Source organism: Sinobacterium caligoides (assembly GCF_003752585.1).
Classification (GTDB): domain Bacteria; phylum Pseudomonadota; class Gammaproteobacteria; order Pseudomonadales; family Sinobacteriaceae; genus Sinobacterium; species Sinobacterium caligoides.
In genome coordinates, this window is sequence record NZ_RKHR01000005.1 from 403,544 (window position 1) to 424,111 (window position 20,568).

At 50.8% G+C, this 20,568-nt stretch carries 15 protein-coding genes; 7 read left to right on the forward strand and 8 right to left on the reverse strand.

The genetic code is table 11. The features are described from left to right. The first annotated feature begins 20 nt into the window (after positions 1 to 20). A complete protein-coding gene (locus tag EDC56_RS14050) occupies positions 21 to 527 on the forward strand; it encodes a helix-turn-helix domain-containing protein (RefSeq protein ID WP_148059419.1) in 507 nt (168 codons plus the stop codon). Positions 528 to 573: 46 nt separating this feature from the next. Here the strand turns inward: EDC56_RS14050 and EDC56_RS14055 are convergent, their stop codons facing one another. Continuing rightward, complete coding sequence (locus tag EDC56_RS14055; protein WP_123713201.1) at positions 574 to 930, reverse strand: RidA family protein; 357 nt, start codon at positions 928 to 930, stop codon at positions 574 to 576. A 262-nt stretch (positions 931 to 1,192) separates the two neighbouring features. After that, positions 1,193 to 2,104, reverse strand: coding sequence for a hypothetical protein (locus EDC56_RS14060; protein WP_123713202.1), 912 nt, complete (start codon positions 2,102 to 2,104; stop codon positions 1,193 to 1,195). A 529-nt stretch (positions 2,105 to 2,633) separates the two neighbouring features. On the opposite strand from EDC56_RS14060, the gene EDC56_RS14065 reads away from it, so the two are divergent. Beyond that, positions 2,634 to 4,331 (forward strand): DUF885 family protein, encoded by a 1,698-nt coding sequence (locus EDC56_RS14065; protein ID WP_123713203.1) that lies wholly within the window; start codon positions 2,634 to 2,636, stop codon positions 4,329 to 4,331. Here the strand turns inward: EDC56_RS14065 and EDC56_RS14070 are convergent. Both EDC56_RS14070 and EDC56_RS14075 read right to left on the reverse strand, forming a co-directional pair. Continuing rightward, positions 4,322 to 5,356, reverse strand: a complete 1,035-nt coding sequence (locus tag EDC56_RS14070) for an NAD(P)H-dependent flavin oxidoreductase (RefSeq protein WP_123713204.1) — start codon at positions 5,354 to 5,356, stop codon at positions 4,322 to 4,324. The genes EDC56_RS14065 and EDC56_RS14070 overlap by 10 nt on opposite strands. Before the next feature lie 194 nt (positions 5,357 to 5,550). Beyond that, on the reverse strand, positions 5,551 to 5,787 hold the full coding sequence (locus EDC56_RS14075; protein ID WP_123713205.1) for a CDGSH iron-sulfur domain-containing protein: 237 nt from the start codon (positions 5,785 to 5,787) through the stop codon (positions 5,551 to 5,553). 214 nt (positions 5,788 to 6,001) lie between these two features. Here EDC56_RS14075 and ahr point away from each other — a divergent pair, with 214 nt between their 5' ends. Further along, positions 6,002 to 7,012, forward strand: coding sequence for an NADPH-dependent aldehyde reductase Ahr (gene ahr / locus EDC56_RS14080; protein ID WP_123713206.1), 1,011 nt, complete (start codon positions 6,002 to 6,004; stop codon positions 7,010 to 7,012). A gap of 30 nt (positions 7,013 to 7,042) precedes the next feature. Here ahr and EDC56_RS14085 read toward each other — a convergent pair whose 3' ends face one another. The 4 genes from EDC56_RS14085 to EDC56_RS14105 form a co-directional block, all read right to left on the reverse strand. Beyond that, complete coding sequence (locus EDC56_RS14085) at positions 7,043 to 7,273, reverse strand: DUF2789 domain-containing protein (protein WP_123713207.1); 231 nt, start codon at positions 7,271 to 7,273, stop codon at positions 7,043 to 7,045. A gap of 1,548 nt (positions 7,274 to 8,821) precedes the next feature. Then, on the reverse strand, positions 8,822 to 10,309 hold the full coding sequence (locus EDC56_RS14095) for a PepSY-associated TM helix domain-containing protein (protein WP_148059420.1): 1,488 nt from the start codon (positions 10,307 to 10,309) through the stop codon (positions 8,822 to 8,824). A 7-nt stretch (positions 10,310 to 10,316) separates the two neighbouring features. After that, positions 10,317 to 10,862 carry a hypothetical protein gene (locus EDC56_RS14100; RefSeq protein ID WP_123713210.1) on the reverse strand — a complete coding sequence of 182 codons (546 nt, stop codon included), beginning with the start codon at positions 10,860 to 10,862 and terminating at the stop codon, positions 10,317 to 10,319. Between the two features lie 25 nt (positions 10,863 to 10,887). Then, on the reverse strand, positions 10,888 to 13,089 hold the full coding sequence (locus tag EDC56_RS14105; RefSeq protein WP_162844198.1) for a TonB-dependent siderophore receptor: 2,202 nt from the start codon (positions 13,087 to 13,089) through the stop codon (positions 10,888 to 10,890). A 551-nt stretch (positions 13,090 to 13,640) separates the two neighbouring features. On the opposite strand from EDC56_RS14105, the gene EDC56_RS14110 reads away from it, so the two are divergent. The 4 genes from EDC56_RS14110 (at position 13,641) to EDC56_RS14125 (ending at position 20,512) form a co-directional block, all read left to right on the forward strand. After that, positions 13,641 to 15,353, forward strand: coding sequence for a pyridoxal phosphate-dependent decarboxylase family protein (locus tag EDC56_RS14110; protein ID WP_123713212.1), 1,713 nt, complete (start codon positions 13,641 to 13,643; stop codon positions 15,351 to 15,353). Then, positions 15,353 to 16,717 carry a lysine N(6)-hydroxylase/L-ornithine N(5)-oxygenase family protein gene (locus tag EDC56_RS14115; RefSeq protein WP_123713213.1) on the forward strand — a complete coding sequence of 455 codons (1,365 nt, stop codon included), beginning with the start codon at positions 15,353 to 15,355 and terminating at the stop codon, positions 16,715 to 16,717. The genes EDC56_RS14110 and EDC56_RS14115 overlap by 1 nt, the downstream gene beginning before the upstream one ends. Beyond that, positions 16,708 to 17,934, forward strand: a complete 1,227-nt coding sequence (locus EDC56_RS14120; protein ID WP_123713214.1) for an MFS transporter — start codon at positions 16,708 to 16,710, stop codon at positions 17,932 to 17,934. The genes EDC56_RS14115 and EDC56_RS14120 overlap by 10 nt, the downstream gene beginning before the upstream one ends. A 79-nt stretch (positions 17,935 to 18,013) precedes the next feature. After that, on the forward strand, positions 18,014 to 20,512 hold the full coding sequence (locus tag EDC56_RS14125; protein WP_211333707.1) for a GNAT family N-acetyltransferase: 2,499 nt from the start codon (positions 18,014 to 18,016) through the stop codon (positions 20,510 to 20,512). The last annotated feature ends 56 nt before the right edge of the window (positions 20,513 to 20,568 follow it).

Sequence of the window (20,568 nt, forward strand, 5' to 3'; positions counted from 1 at the left end):
ACCCTTTGGAGCGCCAGCACATGACACCTGAGAACACCCCGAGCCCAGCTATCGACGCCTCCGGCCTCGTCGCCCTGCGTAACAACCTGGCCCTCAGTAGCGAAGCGATGGCCAGCACCCTCGGCCTCAGCGACGAGCAGCTCGTCGCCATCGAGGCGGGACAACAGCCAATCAGCGACAGCGTCGCCGCTATCGCCTCCTACCTGTTAATCCCTCAGCTACTGCAACAGCAAGGCTTTCCGCAATTCACCATGGGCGATGATGCCAGGGTCGAGAATAAACACGCGATCGACTACGTCTACCATAATTGGTATCCACGATTCATCGGTATGATGACCCAGAGTGAGGCCATAGCGGAAGACAGTACCCACATCGCCATCAACGATGATGAAGCCTTGGTTATCGTCACCTGGATCGATTCACCAATGGCGGTCGAGTATCAACAACTCGAGTCGATACTGCTAGAAGCAGCAAAACAGCTACAGGCTTACTATCAGGATATAGACCTCAACCTAAATGGGGTCTAAAGAGCAAGACGCGCCTAACCACCGAGCGGTGGTCGGCGCCTAGGCCTTACTGTGCGATCGGCGCCGCAGTAACGATCAGCTCAACCTTCAAGGTAGGGCGAGCCAGTTTGGCCTCACCACAGGCACGGGCAGGTGCAAAGCCCATTGGAATCCACTCATCCCATACTGCATTCATCTCATCAAAATCTTCCATGTCGGCTAACCAGACCAAGACCTGCAACATATGCTGCTTGTCACTACCCGCTTCTTCCAGCAAGGCTTCAACACGACGCATCGCTTCACGTGTCTGCTCAGCCACGCTCTCGCCAGCGACACCGACCTGACCACAAAGATAAATCGTATTGTTATAGGTGACCACCTTGCTCATACGATCACGGGTGTGCAGTCTTTTAATCTCGCTCATAGCCTCTCTCCTCATTACTAACTGTGATATCAGCGTTTTATTCACGCTGCCGGCCGCCCTGTGTTCAATCACACGGCATAACAAGCCACCACTGACCTATCGCTCGGCACGGCGACGCCATAATGCGTTAAGCCGCCCTCTGCAAACCAGTAAAATGGGCCGAATCCTGTAAAAAACAGGCTTGTTTTGATTTAACTCTAGTGTTTTTTAGCGCCTCTCGACAGTTGTTGACCGTTTCATCGACCGGTAAGGCACAAGCCTATCAGTCCGTCGGCAGTTGTAATGGGCGATTATGCGGTCTCGACCGGCAGTTATCGCACTTTAACCCCTTGCCCATCATCGGTCTGTCAGAGACAAAGTTCGCGCCGCACTCGTTGCAGCCAACGATGCGGCTTGGCACCGTACGACGCGCTTTATCATCACGCTCTAGCGCCGCCATACGCTGCGGCAAGGCATCGACGGTAAAAGGCGTGGCACGAGGTTGACGGGAAGGCGTGGTACTCGGAGTAACAGCTGAAGGCTGCGGCACCGCCACTGTCGATGGCTGCTTACGCCGTTCCGACGATGGAGGCACCGATTGTCTGTGCCGTAACGACTGCGGCAGTGCCTGCCAGCGCTTATGACCGAGATCACCAACGATCAATCGCTCGATCTCAGCATCGAGACTGACCTCTCGACCGCCGCTATCGAGATAACGGCGCTTGATACCGGCAATATCTATTAACAACACCGCCTCATGACTGCCCACAGTCGCAATCGCCTGCCGTCGCCCCGGGTAGTCGATAAGGAGATACAGCGTGTATTGCTCAAACCGACACTCGAAATCGAAGCCGCGCTGAGACGGTGATAATGCCAGCACCACCCCCTTCGGTTGATGACGGCCAGGCCTCGCGGGCAACAGCCACTTCATTGGCTTGCGACGCCGCGCAAGATACTGGTAAAGGTAGTGTCGACAGACACTGTCAAAAGAGAGCTCACAGGGGCGCTTCGCTAGAATTGGCGAATCCTTGTCATGGGCGAAGCTCCAAGTATTACGGTCTCCCTGCCGAGCCAACATACCCTGACCACAGCTCGGGCAGACACAACCACAGTCACGCCCGTTGTTGACGTCGAAGATCGACAACAAACGACCGCTGTCGGGCTGTAGCCCAAAGGGAATTAACTGCTGAGACACGATGGCATAGCTCTCTATTAGATCATTGACGGCCCATCATAATCCTATTTTGATAGACGGCCAATGCGAATCAGTGCGAGAAAAACGATCCAAATCGATCCAGAACAAGGGAACGATCAAAGCGCACGTCAGCACCATACAGAGCACTCAAAACTGCAGACGAGTAAATGACAGGCAAGAAAAAAGCCGCTAAAAAGCGGCCCCGTTCCCAACAATCCTTTGTTGCCGCTAACATCCGTATCAGCGTCCATCTCCTTATAACTTGAATAAATTATGGCGCATTTAATTTAACACTGTGTAACGATATTTTAGCGAATGCGTGTGCGATATTGACCATGAGTAGGTATTAACCCTTAGACCTCTGCAGCGCGGGGTTATCAGATTTTAAAAATGATATTAGAGTGAGTTATACTGCTAAATCGTTATATGGGCAGATATTAATGACTACCCTGTTGCCTTATTATAATGCCGACGCTACTTTACCAATCATCCATAATAATGAAATTTTCAGCTCAAGGTTTACAGAAGCATGCCCGATTTTCACAGCTTAGAAATCAAATTCAGACAATTCATCCTCAGCGACGTCGCTGGCAATATTGGATTGGGCGATGATGCCTACCTGGATCAGCTCGGTGATCCCAGCCTCGAATATCAGGCCAGCCGCACCGCCGAAGCAAAAGCCCTCATTGCTAAGCTCGAGGCCACCAGCAGCGATGACGCGGAGCAGCGACTCGATCTTGAGCTCATGGCGCTAAAGCTGAAGAAAGATGTCTTTTTTGACGAGCTAACACAGCACGGCCAACCTCAGCGCCGTCGCATGCCGAACGGCGTTGGCGGTATCAGCGCAGGTGTTTTTCAACTCTTTATTAATGATGAGCGTGAGCCCTACCCACGCCTCGATAACATCCTTCAGCGATTACTGCAGGCACCAGACTATCTCGCCAAAGAAGCCGCTGTCATCACCGAACCGATTACGCGCTGGCGTGACACGGAGCTAGCGCAGGGCGAAGGTATTCCCGACTTACTGCAAACGATCGTCGAATGGGCGACCCAGCAGGGCTACCCGCAACTCGGTGCGCTAAACGAGGCCGTAAAGCACTGTAACCGCGCCCTCGCCGACTATCTAGACGACCTTAAGAGCCGTAAGACCATCGACGGCTTCGCTATCGGCGAAGAGAAGGTCAAAGAACTGCTGGCACTTCGCCAAATTAGCCAGTCTCCCACCGAACTCGCCAAGATGGCCGCCGACTTTATGGGCGAGACTCAGCAACTGCTCGCCAGCCTGAGAGAGCGACTCTGCGAAAAGTACCAATTACCGGCAAGCACAAGCGAGGTAGAGCTGCACGAGTTTCTCAACCAGCACTTTGCCGCCAAGCTGAAAGCAGGCAAGATCGACTCCGTGTTGGACTATTACACCGATCAGATTGATAAAATTGAAGCCTTCATTGACGACAAAAAACTGTTCGAAATCCCCGAGCAGCAGTCCATGAAAATCATGCAAACACCGAGCTTCCTTGAGCCCGTCATTCCTGCGGGTGCCATGTTCCCGCCCCTCGCCCTACGAGAAGGTCGCAAAACCAGCCTGGTCTACTTAACCCTCAAAGAGGATCAGTTGGCCGAGCACACGGAGCTGGGTATTCCCGTGATGATGATTCACGAGGGAATCCCTGGCCACCATCTGCAATTTGCCTCCGCTGCACAGCACCCTTCGCTGGTCCGCCGCATCTTTAACGCACAAGAGCACTCTGAAGGCTGGACCACGATGCTCGAGGACTACATGCTTGATGTTGGCTATATCGGTGAAGAGCTCGTGGACGAGGTGCGCTTCATCGCCAAGCGTGATATCTCTCGCCTCGTCGCCCGCGTTGGCATTGACCTCTATTTCATGACCAGCAATAAAGACTATCTGCAGGTTGGCCTCGATCTCGACTTCGACAGTGACGATGTGTTTGTCAACGCCGCCAAACTGCTCAAGGAGGCCACCGGCTTCACCGACGGTCGTGTACAGGCCGAGCTGAACTGGTATTGCTCAGAACAAAGCTACCCGCTGAGCTACCTCACTGGCAATCGTTTGGTCTGGCAACTGAAACAGGAAATTCAAGCGGCCAATAAGAAAGGACTTACCCCCCTCGCCCTCGACCAGGCCTTCCACGACATCTACCTCAGCTCCGGCTGCATGCCCGTGGCAAGCCTGCGTCAGGTGTTCTGTCAGCGCGGTTATTTGTAAGCAACAAGCGAACGAGTAAGTTCGGCCGCAGCCAGCGCTTGGCAACCGCTGCGGTTTTCGCCACACCACAGTGGCGAGAAATCACTACTCCCCTGCTGTTCAGCATGCTGCCGCAGGGCGGTAATTGCCGGTGAGGTCAACGGGTAGGCCGGGATATCATCGCGCATAGCACCCAACTCCTCCATCACGCGATTGACAATGCCACGAGCAGGACGCCCCGTGAACAAGTTGGTCACCGCCGTTTCCCCTACCGCCGATGCGAGAGCTGCACGATGCAGCGCACTGGTCTTTGCTTCCGGGCAGAGCAAGTAGGCTGTGCCTAACTGGGCGGCAATCGCCCCCTGCTTCAACACCGCGGCGACCCCGCTCGCATCGGCGATACCGCCTGCGGCGATCACCGGAATAGAGAGCTTATCCGTTAGCTGCGCTAACAGAACTGAGCGACGCTGCTGTGTTGTCAGCGCTTCACTGAGAAACATCCCTCTGTGCCCACCCGCTTCAAGCCCCTGAGCAATGACCACATCTGCGCCATTGGCCTGCAACCAGAGCCCCTCCTGCAACGTCGTGGCCGAAGAGAGTACCGTCGCCCCCCAAGACTTCACTCTGGCCAGTAACGTCGGCTCTGGTAAGCCAAAATGAAAGCTGACCACCTGTGGCTGATACGCCTCAACAATATCCGCCACCCGATGATTAAAAGGCTGACGGCTCGGCACCGCCGGGATCTCTGCCGCATCCAGCCCTTGCTCTAAGAAATACGGTGATAGCAGTGCTCGCCACCGCGCCTCACGCACTTCATCGATCGCTGGTGTTCGGTGGCAAAAAAAGTTGAGATTAATGGGGCGCGTCGTTTGCGCGTCAATGATAGTCAGCTGCTCGCGCAGCGCCTGCTCCGAAAGCATGCCACAGGGTAGCGACCCCAACCCGCCTGCAGAGGCCACGGCCAAAGCCAGCGCACTATCTTGCACGCCGGCCATCGGCGCCTGAATAATAGGGCGCTCGACCCCTAATACCGTTTGACAATCCATCGTGTAAGCCCTCAATTAGCACTGAGCCACGGCGTTATTCTATGCCGTGGTGAACAGTCGGAATCTATTCGCTACTACTATTCGCTACTAGTATTCGCTACTAGTATTTGCTACCACTATAGAATCGAGGACGACTGAGCACAATGTATCTCAAACGTTTGGTAATTATCGGTGACACCAATATACGGCCATTGTCAGTGCTTGTGGCTGCCATCGCAGAGTGGCGGTCGTGCGGTTTGCTTACAGCCACAGAAGAAAACCCGCTCGGATACTAAGGCGTCATAACGAAGCGGTGAAAAAGTGGTTCCTTGATGGGAACCATCACAAAAAGGCTGTTTTTGACTGCGCCCACAAGCACACCAAAAATAGCACTTCCCCGCTTCAACATCGACGGCAAATGGGGTGTTGGACGCACGTATAGGCTCATTCATCACACGCTCCTTAGTACCCTTACCAGGTACCCGCTAACCATAATTTTCCCCATTAATCATAGTCCGCCACATACCGTTACCCCCACCTCACCTTTTATCACGACAAAATAATGGCCAAGATTGAGCACGATGCTTATGATCAACGGGCTAAGTTCCGCCCACAACGCGGGCTATAGCCTGAAACGGATCAATAACAAATAATAAGGATGATCACATGATTAAAGCCTATGCTGCGACCGATGCGGGAGCCGAGTTAACCCCCTACGAGTACGACCCCGGGCCGCTCGCTGACGGGGACGTCGAGATAGCCGTTGAGAGCTGCGGCATTTGCCACAGTGACCTGAGCATGCTCGATAACGAGTGGGGGCTCAGCCAGTATCCTCTCGTGCCTGGCCACGAAATCGTCGGTACCGTCGCCGCGATCGGCAGTGACGTCACCCAACTGAAGGTAGGCCAACGCGTCGGGCTTGGCTGGCAATCCGGCTTTTGCCTGGATTGCTCCAGCTGCGACAAAGGCGATCACAATCTCTGCAAACAGGCCTCCTTTTCAATCATCGCGCGCCATGGCGGCTTTGCAGATAAGGTCAGGGCACAAGCCAACGCTGTTGTTGCCCTGCCTGAGAATATCGACGCCGAATCTGCAGGACCGTTATTCTGTGGCGGCATCACCGTCTTCAATCCACTGGTCGAATTTAACATCAAACCGGGCGACAAGGTGGCCGTCATCGGCATCGGTGGCCTTGGTCATCTCGCGATACAGTTCCTCAAGGCTTGGGGCTGTCACACAACAGCCTTTACCTCGAGTAAAGACAAGGCCTTAGAAGCATTAGAGCTGGGTGCTGACAGCGTCCTCGACAGCACAAACGCCGCCAGTTTAGCTGCCGCCGCCGATCGCTTCGACTTTATTATCTCAACGGTTAACGTCACACTCGACTGGAACGCCTACATCGCGACTCTTGCACCGAAAGGCCGCCTGCACTTTGTCGGCATCACGCTTGAGAATCTCGATATTGCTGTTTTACCACTTTTAATAGGACAACGAACAATCTCTGGCTCGCCGGTAGGCAGCCCCGGCACGATGGAGAAGATGCTCAGCTTTGCCGCCAAGCATCAGATTAAACCGATGGTTGAGTACTTTGATTTTAGCGATATCAATAACGCTATTACCCATCTACGAGAAGGCAAAGCACGCTACCGGGTTGTCTTGAAGCACCCTAGCGACTAGATCAGCGGAATCAGCTCGGTATCAAACCTATCAGCGACGCAGCATGATATCGAGTTGATCGACAATCTCCACCCAATCCGCATCCTCATCTTTCGCCTGCTGCAGAAACATCGCCTGCGACTCACTCCAGAAGCTCGCCTGACTCAGCCTAACACCTTCAGGCACCACATGGCCGTCAATAAACGTGGCGATGGCCTCCGTAGAGCTATCAAGCCCAAGCTGATCGAAAAGTGAACTAATAGTATGAATAGGTGTTTCCATGACCACTTACCTTCTCTACAAGATGAGGTTCAATAACATGATCAAAGATAGCGGAATAGTGCCGTAATAGCGATAACGAGTCGGCTGCTTGGTTAGAGCCAATAAAAGCTTGGATAAATAGACAGGAAGAGAGATGGAAAAAATAGTAGAGAGGCCAGCGGTTTTATTATTGTTATTAATTTTGCTGTTGTACTCACCCAAGTGATTATCTCTGCGGATAATTTTCTACTTTAAGCAAGTGCCTCTCAATGCTTCACGGCGCTATACAATCGACTATTACCGTATTTATTGTTGTTATTCGGCTTATTATTAGTAGTCTCAAGGACCTTATGTCGATCGCTATATCCGTGTAACTTGCAATTGACTATATAGGTATTTTCCACTACTGCAATCACTTTTTAATCCGACAATAAAAATAAGCGGCAGACACGTCAGCCTGTTACTTTTGGTGCAAACGACGGTGGCAAATAACGATGATATTGTGAGCGAACGTAACAGTACAAAGATGTTATTACGAAGCACTAGAGGACGAAAACGGCAGAGACGAAGTCAGCTATTGATAACAGTTAGAGATGAAAGTGAGCTGCTGACGATACAGAAGTGAAATGCAGGTGGTTCGAACGACGGGGAATACTTGAGCGGAATAATACAGAAATCATGTTTCTTAAACGTAACACAAAAAAATGACCAGAAGGCCGACCATTTTATTATTTTTATATGGTCGTTCTGCTTAATTGGGTAGTTATCTCTGCGGATAATTTCTACTTCAACTACGCGCCTTCCAAAGTTACACGCCCTATTTTATTCTACGTTTACCGTTTTATTGTTTTTATTCGGCTTATTATTAGTGGTCTTAAAGACCTTATGTAGTTTCTATTTCCGTGTAACTTGGTGAAGACTATATAGGGATTTATACGTAGTTCAACCTTATTTAGGGTTTATTAACAAATCGACATGTACGATCGTGCCAAAAAACACTATCCCATTGATTTACTGTAGATCAATTCACATTGTTTTTATCGCTATCACTATTGCTCTGCTACACAGCCGTAGCCAGCACCACAGCGCAAGGTTCAATGACAGGCGAGAGAGAACAACCTTATAGTGAAACGCAATGCGTTAACCTAGCCCATATAATGGCTGCGAGCAGAGTAAGAGCGAGAGGGAAATGAATACGATATGAAGAAAGAAAAAAATAATAGAGAGGCCAACCGATTTATTGCTTTTATTATCTGGTCGTGATGCTTACTTAAGTGATTATCTCTTCGGATAATTTTCTACTTAGGCAAGCGCCTCTCAATGTCACATGTCCAACCAACTTAATCTTGCCGTTATTATTGTTTTTGATCGGCTTATTATTAGTAGTCTTGAAGACTTTATGTAAGCTTCGGTTGCTGTGTGACTTGCTAACGACTATATAGGGACTTATACCTACCGCAACGTTTTTCGTTATCTGACAAGAAAGTTTAATATGTCAGTCGTATTTCGTTACTTTTAGTACTCACGCTACTCAGCTTTTACGTCAGGCTGAGTTGCTGAGTAACACCGCTATGCTGGTTCGTTGGCCGGCTCAGGTGCCAGCACTTTACGTGGCAAGCTATGGCGCCCCAGCCAAGCAAAGGCAAAGCCGGACAACATTAAACAGCTACTAACGACCACCGTTACTGGAGTGCTGTCGCTCACCCCGTAACGAGCATAGTAGGCTGCTACCGTCGCCCAGCAATAAATAGCACAGAGCCGCTGTAGGTTACGTCGACTACGAGTAACATCTCGTCGCCGCACCGCAGCTAACACGGCCACCAGCAGTACACCGAGAAATACCCATAACACCTTCTCAGGTAACCAAATCGATGCTCCTAGCGAAACAATTAACGCCAGCGGTGTACCCCAAACAGCCCCTACCCAGGAATGATCGACAATATCGTTACGATTGCGACGAATCAGCCAAATCTGAATGCCGCTGACACAAATATACGTCAGCGCCAATCCCAGCAATAGAAAGCCCCACTTCACCCAGATAGGGCCAAAGGCACCAAAGTGTAGACGGTAAACAGAGTAAGCAGCCTGTCGCCCGGCGGGCCCGTCCGCTAACCCCTGCGGGCCAATATAGCTACCATCTGCTGCGAAACGATAGAGCTCTGAGTAAACCAAACGGCCTGGTAGCGTCGCCGCGACTTCAAAGAACTGACCTCGGCTGCCCAGCTGATGAATGACCACGTACAATGGTTCCGCCTCCGGTACTTCGCGATGCAGATTACTCAATGCATTATCGAAGTCCAACGCCACCACACGCTGATCAAACACCGGATCCTTGCCAAAGAAGTCATCCATCATCGCCTGTCTATCACCGTCATAATGAGCGGCAGAGCCTGCGACAATGAGCAAGCTCACCAAACCAAAGTAAGCACCAGTGATAGCAATCATCAAGTGGAATGGTAAGCCCCATACCGACAAACGGTTATGCAGGTCGACAGACTCCATGCGTCGACTACCACCGAGCCGTAAGCGGAAGGCGTCCTTGAATATCTTGGGATGTGCCAACACACCAGAGACAATCAGCGCTAACAACATCACGCCAAAAATACTCACGATGATCACCCCGAGCATCTCAGGCAAATGCAGCGAACCGTGCAGATGACGCAACATAATAGCCCAGCCATCGGCGACACTATGTACGGGTTCACCGGCGCTATCCAGATACCATTCATACTCTTCGCCGGCAATCTCACCAGAGACATGCATACGCGGCATCGCCTCCGTTGGAAAGACGACATAGAGCTGTTCAGGAAGCTTACTGGCATCGGTATCCGCACCGACACGCTCGATAAACCCCGTCACCGCAGTATCAATAGTCCGCGCGTCATAATCATGAAACTCAGCCACTTGCGGCGCCTCCCAGCGCTGCAAATGATCGGCAAAAACGGCTAGAGCGCCGGTCAAGCAAAGCCAATACATCACCACCGCTACCGCGATGGCCAGTATCGAGTGAGCCTGTAAAGATTGTTTAATCGTATTAGAGGGCAATGATAAATTCACAATAACATCACATATAAAGGAAACTAAAAGCGCCACCCGAGAGTAGCGCCATCAAAATCGTCAATCTTAGCTGCCGCATACTGGCACAAATCACTACAGCCAATACGGCCCACAACAGCGGAAACAACAACACCCCTACCAGCCACCGATTCGCCATTACCAACGGTAACGGCTGAATGACCAGCAAACTTAACAGGCAGGCGGTCAAGCCGGCCAGCAATGAGGTATTGAAAAAGAGCGCAGCGCGACGAAGCATCGTCGCCGATGCACTTTGTTTCGATGCTTTCGAAGAAGAGGGCTTGGCTGCAGGCTTGCGCGGCGTCCGTTCGCTGTTGAACAACACAAAGAGCGCGCCAAACAGCGACCAACCGACACAGAGGTAGACTAACGAATACTCAATCCCGATCTCAGCCGCTAACAGGTACAGAGGCGGCAACAAGAGTAACCACCCCCCTACCAGCGACAGCCGGGACAACACTGAAGTCCTGCGCCAACTCAGGCGCAGCAGTGCAACGGCGCCAAGCACTAATGACGCCGCCAACAGACTGATCATAGGGAAACTCCTTTCCTAGCCGCTGTTAGAAGTTATAACCGATACGGCCAATCACTGTCCGCTCTTGACCCGGGTAACAGTCACCGCGCGATAAACATGAAGCGTAATACTGCTTGTTTTCCAAGTTACGCACGTTAACACTGAAGTCCCACTGCGCTACTTCGTAACCCAACATCAAGTCGGCCAGCGTCACCGAAGGAACTTCCAACACCATAGGGTCAGGCTGAGAAATTGACTGGAAAATGCCGCCATAGACATCACCAACATAGCGAACACCGAGACCAGCTTTTAAGCCTGTCAGCTGACCACTCTGGGCATGGTAGCCTAACCATACCGAGGCTTGCGTCTCTGGCACACTAATCTGGCGCTCACCGTATTGATCCTCGGTTTCAAGCTGGGTGGCGTTGAGCTCTAAAGTAAAGTCCTTTGCCAACACCATCTGTGCCTCTAGCTCATAACCGCTGACCGTCGACTCCCCTTCTTGCTGGTCTATAGTGCCCGCAGGTGATAGCGGGTCTGTAAGGTTAGTCACCTTGGTATCAAAATAGGCTGCGGTAATAAATAGCGGCATATTCTCAGGCTGGTACTTGATGCCCAGCTCGTACTGCTCACCCTCTTGTGGCTTTAGCGGCTTGCCGGTTGACGATTTGTCGCTAGTGCCAATAACAGGGTCAAAAGACTGCGAATAGCTCGCATAAGGGGCTATACCGTTGTCAAACTGATAGAGCGCACCAATGCTACCGCTAATTGCGTCGTCTTTCTGCTTAGGATTTGACTTGGTCTTGTCTTTGGTCTCGACTTCGTCATAGCGCAAGCCAGCAGTGATGCGCCAACGGTCAATAGAAAGCTGGTCATTAGCATAAATGCCGCTACTGATGGTCTTAGTGTTGCCGTTATCAATATAACTGTCATCGAGTATGGACTGCGGAACGGTATTACCATATACCGGATCAAAGACGTTTATGACACCATAAGCCATAAACGGCTTGCCAGGTATTAGCAACTTATCAGCGGTTAGCATATAACCTTTACTACTAGTCCTTACATTCTGATATTGACTACCAATTAACAGCTGATGGTCAAAACCGCCGGTTGAAAAATCTGCCTTAAAGCGTAAATCGACGGCCCCTTGTTTAACCTCTTGATCCGCACGATAGAAAGTACGCGTCACATTAGTGTCATCACCAATAATCGTAGAATATCGGGGATCATAATAATAATAACGATTGCCTCCACCAGGGTAGTAACTGCCCCAAGCTTGCTGGTAGTCAGAGCTGCCCTCACTGTAACGGGCGGTGCCTTCAAACGTCCAAACATCGTTAAGGCGATGACGTGTTAATAACGTTGCTGACTTTGTCTCTGTATCGTATTTATTAAAACCCGGCTCACCCAGATAGGTACTACTGTCAATTGTCTTCCCGTTTGGAGAATCCAAAAACGTGCCTTCTGTTGGTAGGAATTGAATCGCTGTATCACTTTTAGTTTTACGGTAATTCAGTAACAACGTGATATCGCTATTCTCACTAGGACGCCAGCTAATCGACGGCGCCAATACCTTGGTTTCCTCGCCAACATAATCTACTTGTGAATCGCTATCACGGGTTAACGCCACCACACGGTACAACCAGTCACCGCTTGGGCTCATCGCGCCAGTTGAATCAACCGCCAACTCTTTATGATCAAAATTACCGTATTCGGCAACAATCTCTGTGGCTGCTTCTGCTTTCGGCTGCTTACTGACGACGTTGACGATACCGCCCGGTGAGCCCTGGCCATAGAGGACAGAAGCGGGGCCTTTAAGCACTTCCACCTGCTCTAAAGTGTAAACATCGGGTCGAGCACTGCTGTAATTGCCAAATAATGCCTGCAAGCTATCTTGGTACTTTCGCGCCTCTAAGCCACGGACAGTGACGTTATCGCTACGCGTCGAAAAACCGTAGTTATTCGCATTCACGCCCGCACTATAGGTAAGCACATCGGCCAATGACAGCGCCCCCTTGTCAACAATCTGCTGCTCGGTTTCGACCGAGATAGAGCGGGCTGTTTCCATGATTGGGGTGTCTGACTTAAGCGCAGAGTAGCGCGATAGCGTGCCAGTGACGACCACCTCTTCTATCGCTTCGTATGAGGCGTCTTGCTCAGCGTGAGCGAGTGGTGCCGCCGCAATTACGGCAGTGATAGCGCTACTGAGAGCGCTAAGCAAAAATTTCGGCTTTGTTCTTTGCATCTTTTTATCCTTCAACATCCTGGTAAATACTTCGAACGCCATAATACCTAAACGAGAATGATTATCAACAGCATTTTAATTAGCATTCTGTATAAGATGTAATGATTCTATAATGATATTTCTCTTTTGACTAACGTAAATTTAATTTGTTAACCAAGAAGACAACTTTAAACAAGGATAAAAAAACACCAAAAAAAACATTCTAGGCTACGAGAAAAAAACCCTTACCCATTGATTTAACGATATTTAATAGCTCACAAAAAGACAGCAAGAAATTAAATCAACAAGGCGCCATAGAGATAAATAATCGCTATAAGCCTAATTATTTTATGGTTATTAATCGTTGTAATAAAAAAATAATAATTTAATTAAAACTATCGATTATCGCTCACCTCTAACATATTCACCCATTATCGCTATTGCAAATGGGAATCGTTCTCATTACTATCCTCTGCCTTAACAGATCCTAGTGGCTCAGCGAAGCTGCAGTATTAGCCACACAAAACCCTAAAGAAATAGGGTTTTCATCAAACAATAGGGAGAGTTCTGCTATGGGTAGTACAATCGAAGCAATGGATACAGAGACAGAGTTTCTGTCTGAGAAGCAGGCCAAGCAACGGCCTAGCGCAAAAGAGTTTGTCTTTAATGAACACCAACTCAGCGCCTACGAGGAGGCCATGCAACAAGGTATCTCGTTGGTGCAAAAAACCATCGCCGGTAAAGAAAAACCCTTCACCGGTATCCTTCCCCACGAGCTAGCCGCTAAATTTTCAGACATCGATCTTAGCTCCCCTCTCGACTCAATAAACGATGCACTGGCCGAGGTGGATGACCTCTACCTACAAGATGCCGTCTATTTTCATCACCCAAAATATGTCGCCCACCTCAACTGCCCCGTCGCTTATCCGGCTATTCTTGCCGAGCTAATACTGTCATCGATCAACAGCTCGGTCGACACCTGGGATCAAAGCGCAGGTGCAACACTCATCGAACAAAAGCTTATTGATTGGAGCTGTTTTCAAATCGGGCTGGGGGATGAAGCCGACGGCATTTTTACCTCAGGAGGCACACAATCTAATTTAATGGCATTACTGCTAGCCCGCGACCACTTCTGCAGCAAACATTTTCCCGAGTACGATATCAAACACGGCGGCCTTCCTGCCTCAGCACAACGTATTCGTATTTTCACCTCAAGCGTCAGCCATTTCAGCGTACAAAAAGCAGCCGCGATTCTCGGCCTCGGATACGATGCAGTCATCAGCATCGACTGTGATCAACACTTCACCATGGATTCGGAAGCACTCGAACAAGCCATCAACCAGGCAAAAGCTGATGGTTTACTGCCCATGGCCGTGATTGCCACCGCCGGCACGACAGACTTTGGCAGCATTGACCCGCTACACAGTATCGCCGACCTCTGTGATGAGCATGACTTATGGATGCACACCGACGCCGCCTATGGCTGCGGTTTATTGGCCTCAAAGAACCAGCGTCACCTGCTTTCGGGGATCGAGCGCTCACAATCTGTCACCGTCGACTTTCACAAATCGTTTCTACAGCCTGTCAGCTGTAGCGCCCTACTGACTCGAAACAAAAAAAATCTTGGTGTAGTGACTCATCACGCCGAATACCTTAATCCACTGAGCGCACGCGAACAGGGTACGCCCAACTTGGTTGACAAGAGTCTACAAACCACTCGACGTTTTGACGCATTAAAGCTCTGGCTCACTCTGCGCACAGCCGGTATTGATGCCATCGGGGAAATCTTCGACAAAGTGTGCGAAACGGCAGCCAGTTGTTATCTACGCATGCTATTAAGCCCCTCTTTTGAGCCCATGCACCTGCCACAAATGAGCACCTTGGTGTTCCGTTACATTCCCTCGTCTCCATCGCTCACCGCTCAGCACACCGAGCAGGATATTGATGACACCAACGCCCACATACGCGAAGCACTATTCAGGTCAGGCCAGGCGGTTGTCGCCGGAACCAAAATAGGTGCACGCCGCTATTTAAAAATAACGTTGTTAAACCCGGAAACCACGTTGAATGACATCGACGAAATTTTGACAATGATTAAACAGCTTGGCGATGAGTACCTGCAATCAATCCCACAAACCAATAGCGACATTATCGCCAGTAACAAGGCCACTGACACGGTAACAATCATCACAGATAACCTTGGCAACCGTGCAAACGAGCAAGAAAAGAACGCCCCCATAAACGATCACAATACTTCTATCAACTCGCAAGAGGCCTGCCGCTAATGTCACCCGTTATTTATGATTTTGTCGCCATCGGCCTCGGCCCCTTCAACCTTAGCTTAGCCTGCCTTAGCTCGCCCATTGAAGGGCTGAACGGTTTATTTCTAGAACAAAAAGAGGAATTCAACTGGCACCCTGGGCTAATGTTTGAGAGTGCGCATTTACAGACGCCGTTTATGTCTGATTTGGTAACCTTAGCAGACCCGACCCACCCTCTCAGCTTCCTTAATTACATCAAAAAGCAGGGGCGACTTTATTCATTTTATATTCGCGAAGACTTTTACATCATGCGTCGCGAGTACAATCAATACTGCCGCTGGGCGGCGAATGAGCTGGACAATATCGCCTTCGGTCAATGTGTCACCGAAGTGACCCGTAGCGAAAAAACAGACTGCTATCGATTGGTCGTACGCAACACTAAAGATAATAGCGAGCGCATCGTCTACAGCCGAAAACTCGTTCTCGGCACTGGGCCATCCCCGTATCGGCCGGATTGCTGTCCAGACAGCGACAAGCGTATCTGCCATGCCTCCGATTACCTCTACCAAAAAGAGCAGCTACAGCAACAAAGCAGCATTACGTTGGTCGGCAGTGGCCAGAGTGCCGCGGAGATCTACTACGACCTTCTCGGCGATATCGATCAATACGGTTATGAGCTGAACTGGATCACGCGCGCACCTCGTTTCTTCCCCTTGGAGTACACCAAACTCACGTTGGAAATGACCTCGCCAGAGTACGTTGATTACTTCTACGCTCTTCCACAGCAAAAGAAAGATGAGCTCATCAACCGACAAAAACAGCTTTATAAAGGTATTAATGGTGATCTCATCAACGAGATTTTCGACCTGCTTTATGTCAAGCGGCTGCAACATAACTTCACCAGTAATATTCTCACTAACTCCACGCTGCAAGGTGTCGACAACCCTGACAACACAGCGCAACCGCTTACTCTGCGTTTCATGCAGAATGAGCAACAACAAGCCTACGAGCTCAATAGTCAGCGAATGATTCTCGCAACCGGCTATCAATATCAAATGCCTGACTTCATCGCTGGCATTAGCCAACAAATACGCTGGGATGACCACGGTCGCTTTGATGTTCAACGCAACTACAGCATCGATCAAAAAGGCGGTGAAATTTTCGTGCAAAATGCTGAATTACATTCACACGGATTTGTCACTCCCGATCTCGGCATGGCCTGTTACCGCAACAGTTATATCTTGCGTGAAATCCTTGGTTACGCTCCCTACGAGGTCGAAGAACGCATTGCTTTTCAGCAATTCACCGCGCCGACAAAAACGGGTGGCAACATTCGCGCCGTAGAACCTATTCCTCTGCGTCAGGAGAGCGCTAGCACATGTCGCTAAAACATAGCCTCATTCTACTAACGCTGATTTCGGTAGTCGCGGACACCATGCTGCTACCGTTTTATCCGCAATTCTTTCAGCAAGCCTTTGCCGTCGACAACCCAGAGCATGTCGGCTTCTACATCGCCGCCTGCTGTTTCACCGTGATGACGGCGCTGCCACTCTGGGCCAAGGTCGCCCGGCACGTGCATGAGCTGCACCTTTGGGTCTATACCCAAGTCGCTGCGGCCTGCCTAGGCTTATTCTGTTATCAAACCGAATCCCTTGTGGCATTCTGGATTGCATCACAACTCATGCTGGTTTTCAAAGCCAGTTACCTGTTGATCTACCCCTTCGTTATGCGTCTAGAGGAGAAGGAGCAACACCTAAAGGTTGTCGGCTTGTTCTCTGTACTGATGCATTTTGGTGCCATCGGCGGTGCCATACTGGGCGGTTTTGCGCTGCAGTTTTATCAGCCCCAAGACATCTACCTGATTATGGTAGGCTCTGACATTACCCAGGTGCTGCTGTGCTTGTACCTGATTCGCCTGCTTGCAACACCCTGGCGAGCACACGCTCAACCGGCAGAGGCTACTGAGAATGGTAGCAGCCGTTCTTGGCAACGCAGCATCGTATTTCGGTTATCTGTGGTATCGATGCTGTTCTATTTCAGCGCCTTTCTGATCCGACCTTTCTTTGTCAGTTATTGGCAGTCGATCAGCCAACTCAATAGCGAGCTATACAGTGCCATTGCTTACTCCATCCCCGCCTGGGTGGCGCTGTACTGTTTGTGGCTAAGCCATCGACGCCCGTCATCACAAAGCCATTTCGCCGCCATCTGTGTCGGCGGCGCCTGCGCTATCGCCGGACTGTTTTTACAGGGCTCTGGTGAGGCTTGGTGGGTCGCTGGCGGACGTCTGTTATTCGGCTACGCCATGTATCAGATAACCGTTCGTCTTGAAGTTCTGCTGTTCGAAAACAGTGACCCCGAGCGCTATGGTGATGACTTCAGTAAAGTTCATTTTTTCCAAAATCTCGGCGTCATTTTTGCGTCATTCAGTGTCGGGTATATTGTCGATAGCTACGGGCCTGCAAGTACGTTCACCATCGCCCTTGTTGGCTTCACCATCGCAACAATCTGCTTTTTCCTGTTCTTCAGGACACTGCTCAGAACACCGTCCACCAAGACAACCACGTCGCCGAATAATGCTCACACGAGCGGAGAACTCACCTCATGACGACGCCTTATAAAAGCACTTACCCCCCACACCACCTAGCGAACGGAGAAGTAAATCGCTATCAATTGGAGAGATGCCAATGACTGCTGCACCCCTTAAAGAGCCGATGAACCACACTACCTTCTTCGATCGCCACAGCGATGAACACGGTCGACTTAGCTTGATTCCTTTTTGCCCCGATAGCCACAGCGCGATCTTGCATCGCTGGGTCAGCCAGCCCTATGCAGCCTTCTGGGGCATGCTAGATAAAACCGAAGCAGAAGTTAAAGAGGAGTATTACAAGCTCTGCGACACGCCGCGCACCCGTGTATATCTCGGCCTACATAACGACAGACCCGCGTTTCTTGTCGAAACCTATGCCGTAGAAGATAGCCCCTTAGCTCGCCACTACTCGGTACAAAGCGGGGATATTGGCATGCATATTTTGCTTGCCCCACCGCGTCATCCCATTCCACATTTCAGTCATGCCGTGCTCTCTGCTGTCATGGACTTTATCTTCGAGCATCCTGACAACTTGCGTGTAGTGGTCGAACCCGATCACCGTAATGACAAAATCCACCGCCTTAATAAGCGCGTTGGGTTTTTTCATCAACAGCGTGTCCAGCTTGCCGATAAGGAGACCTACCTCGCCTTCTGCACCCGCGAGCAATTTGCCATGGCTAAGGCACGGGAAGACCGTGTCAACGAGCCACACACGCTGCCCCACTATGACCCCTACCGATCAACCTGTGGCAACGCACTAACGACTGCGCCTGGCATTGCCAGTGAATCGATCGACAGCGAAACCTGGGCGAAGGTCAACCGGCAGCTGGTGCAAAAAGCGCTATCAGAGCTCTGTCATGAGCGTATTTTGGACCCTCGCTGTGTCGACACCACCGCGCTGTGGTGTAACTATCGTCTTTCAACCGACTCCGGCGACGTTGAATATCGCTTCACCGCTCAACGACTGCCGCTCAACCACTGGCAGATCGACCTCTACTCCATTGAAAGGATGGAGTCTGGCCGCTCCCATGAACTCGACGCCATCGACTTTATCGTCGACTTTCAGGGCTCGCTCGGCATCGACAGTAGTCGTCTAGCAAGTTACTTAGAAGAGGTTACCAGTACACTCTGCAGCAGCGCCTATAAGCAACAACGTCCCTGGCAGAGTGCAAAATATCTCGCTTGCGCCGACTTTCAGAGTGTCGAAACCGGCATGACAGAGGGGCACCCCTGCTTCATCGCTAACAACGGTCGTATCGGCTTTTCTGCTGCCGACTTTCGCGCCTATGCCCCAGAAGCCGCAGCACCGGTGACGCTGATGTGGCTCGCCGCACACAAACAACGCGCACACTTCTCTGTCGGCCCGGATCTCGATTACCAGCAGTTACTGTCCGAAGAGCTTGATCTCAGCACCCGCAACCGCTTTACCCAGACGCTCGTCGAACGCGGTGTCGAGCCTGATGATTACCTATGGATCCCCATCCACCCTTGGCAGTGGCTTAATAAGCTATCGAATATTTACGCGCCAGAGATCGCAAGCAACCACTTAATCCTGCTCGGCTACGGTGATGACGCCTACCTAGCACAGCAGTCCATCCGTACCTTCTACAATATATCCCAGCCCAATAAACGCTACGTCAAAACCGCCCTCTCCATCCTCAATATGGGCTTCATGCGCGGTCTATCGGCCTATTACATGCGCTCTACTCCTGCCATCAATCAGTGGCTGCGCGAACTGATCGATAACGACGCCTATTTACAAAGCAAGGGTTTCGACATGCTGCGTGAAATTGCCGCCGTCGGTTATGAAATACCGCACTACGACAAGCAACGCATTGGCGACAACCCATACCGCAAGATGCTCGCGGCACTGTGGCGCGAGAACCCACACAGCCGCCTGAAGCCGGACCAGCGTCTTATGACCATGGCGTCACTGCTACATGTCGATCCGGCAGGAGAGGCTCTATTGCCCGCACTCATCGAGGCCTCGGGGCTCTCTATCGACGATTGGCTCGCGCGCTACTTCGATGTTTACTTAACGCCACTACTGCACTGCTTCTATCAACATGAACTCGCCTTCATGCCTCACGGCGAAAATCTCATTTTAGTCTTCGACAACAATATCCCCGTGCGGGCCATCATGAAAGATATTGGCGAAGAGATTGTGCTGCAAAACAGCCGACAACCTCTACCTGAAGATGTCGAGCGCATCAAAGTCGACGTGCCCGAGGAGATGGAGGTGCTAGCGATTTTCACCGATGTCTTTGACTGCTTCTTCCGCTTTATGTCTGCGACGCTGTATCAACATGCCGACTACCCGGTCGAAGACTTCTGGCGTGGTGTTGGTCATTGCATTCGTGACTACCAACACGATAACCCACAGTTAGCCGCACGCTTTGAACAGCATGACCTATTTGCTGATGAATTTGCCCTGTCATGCCTTAACCGTCTGCAGCTGCGTAATAACCAGCAGATGGTCGATCTGACAGATCCCGCTAACAGCCTCTGCTTTGCCGGCACCCTCAACAACCCCGTCGCGCCGTACCGCCCCTCGCTACAGCTCGATTCTGACCACCTACGTTCACGTGAAGAATAAGTAGGCAAAAATAATAATTACCGCGGCCGTTGACGGCCGCTTTGTTAATAAGGAAG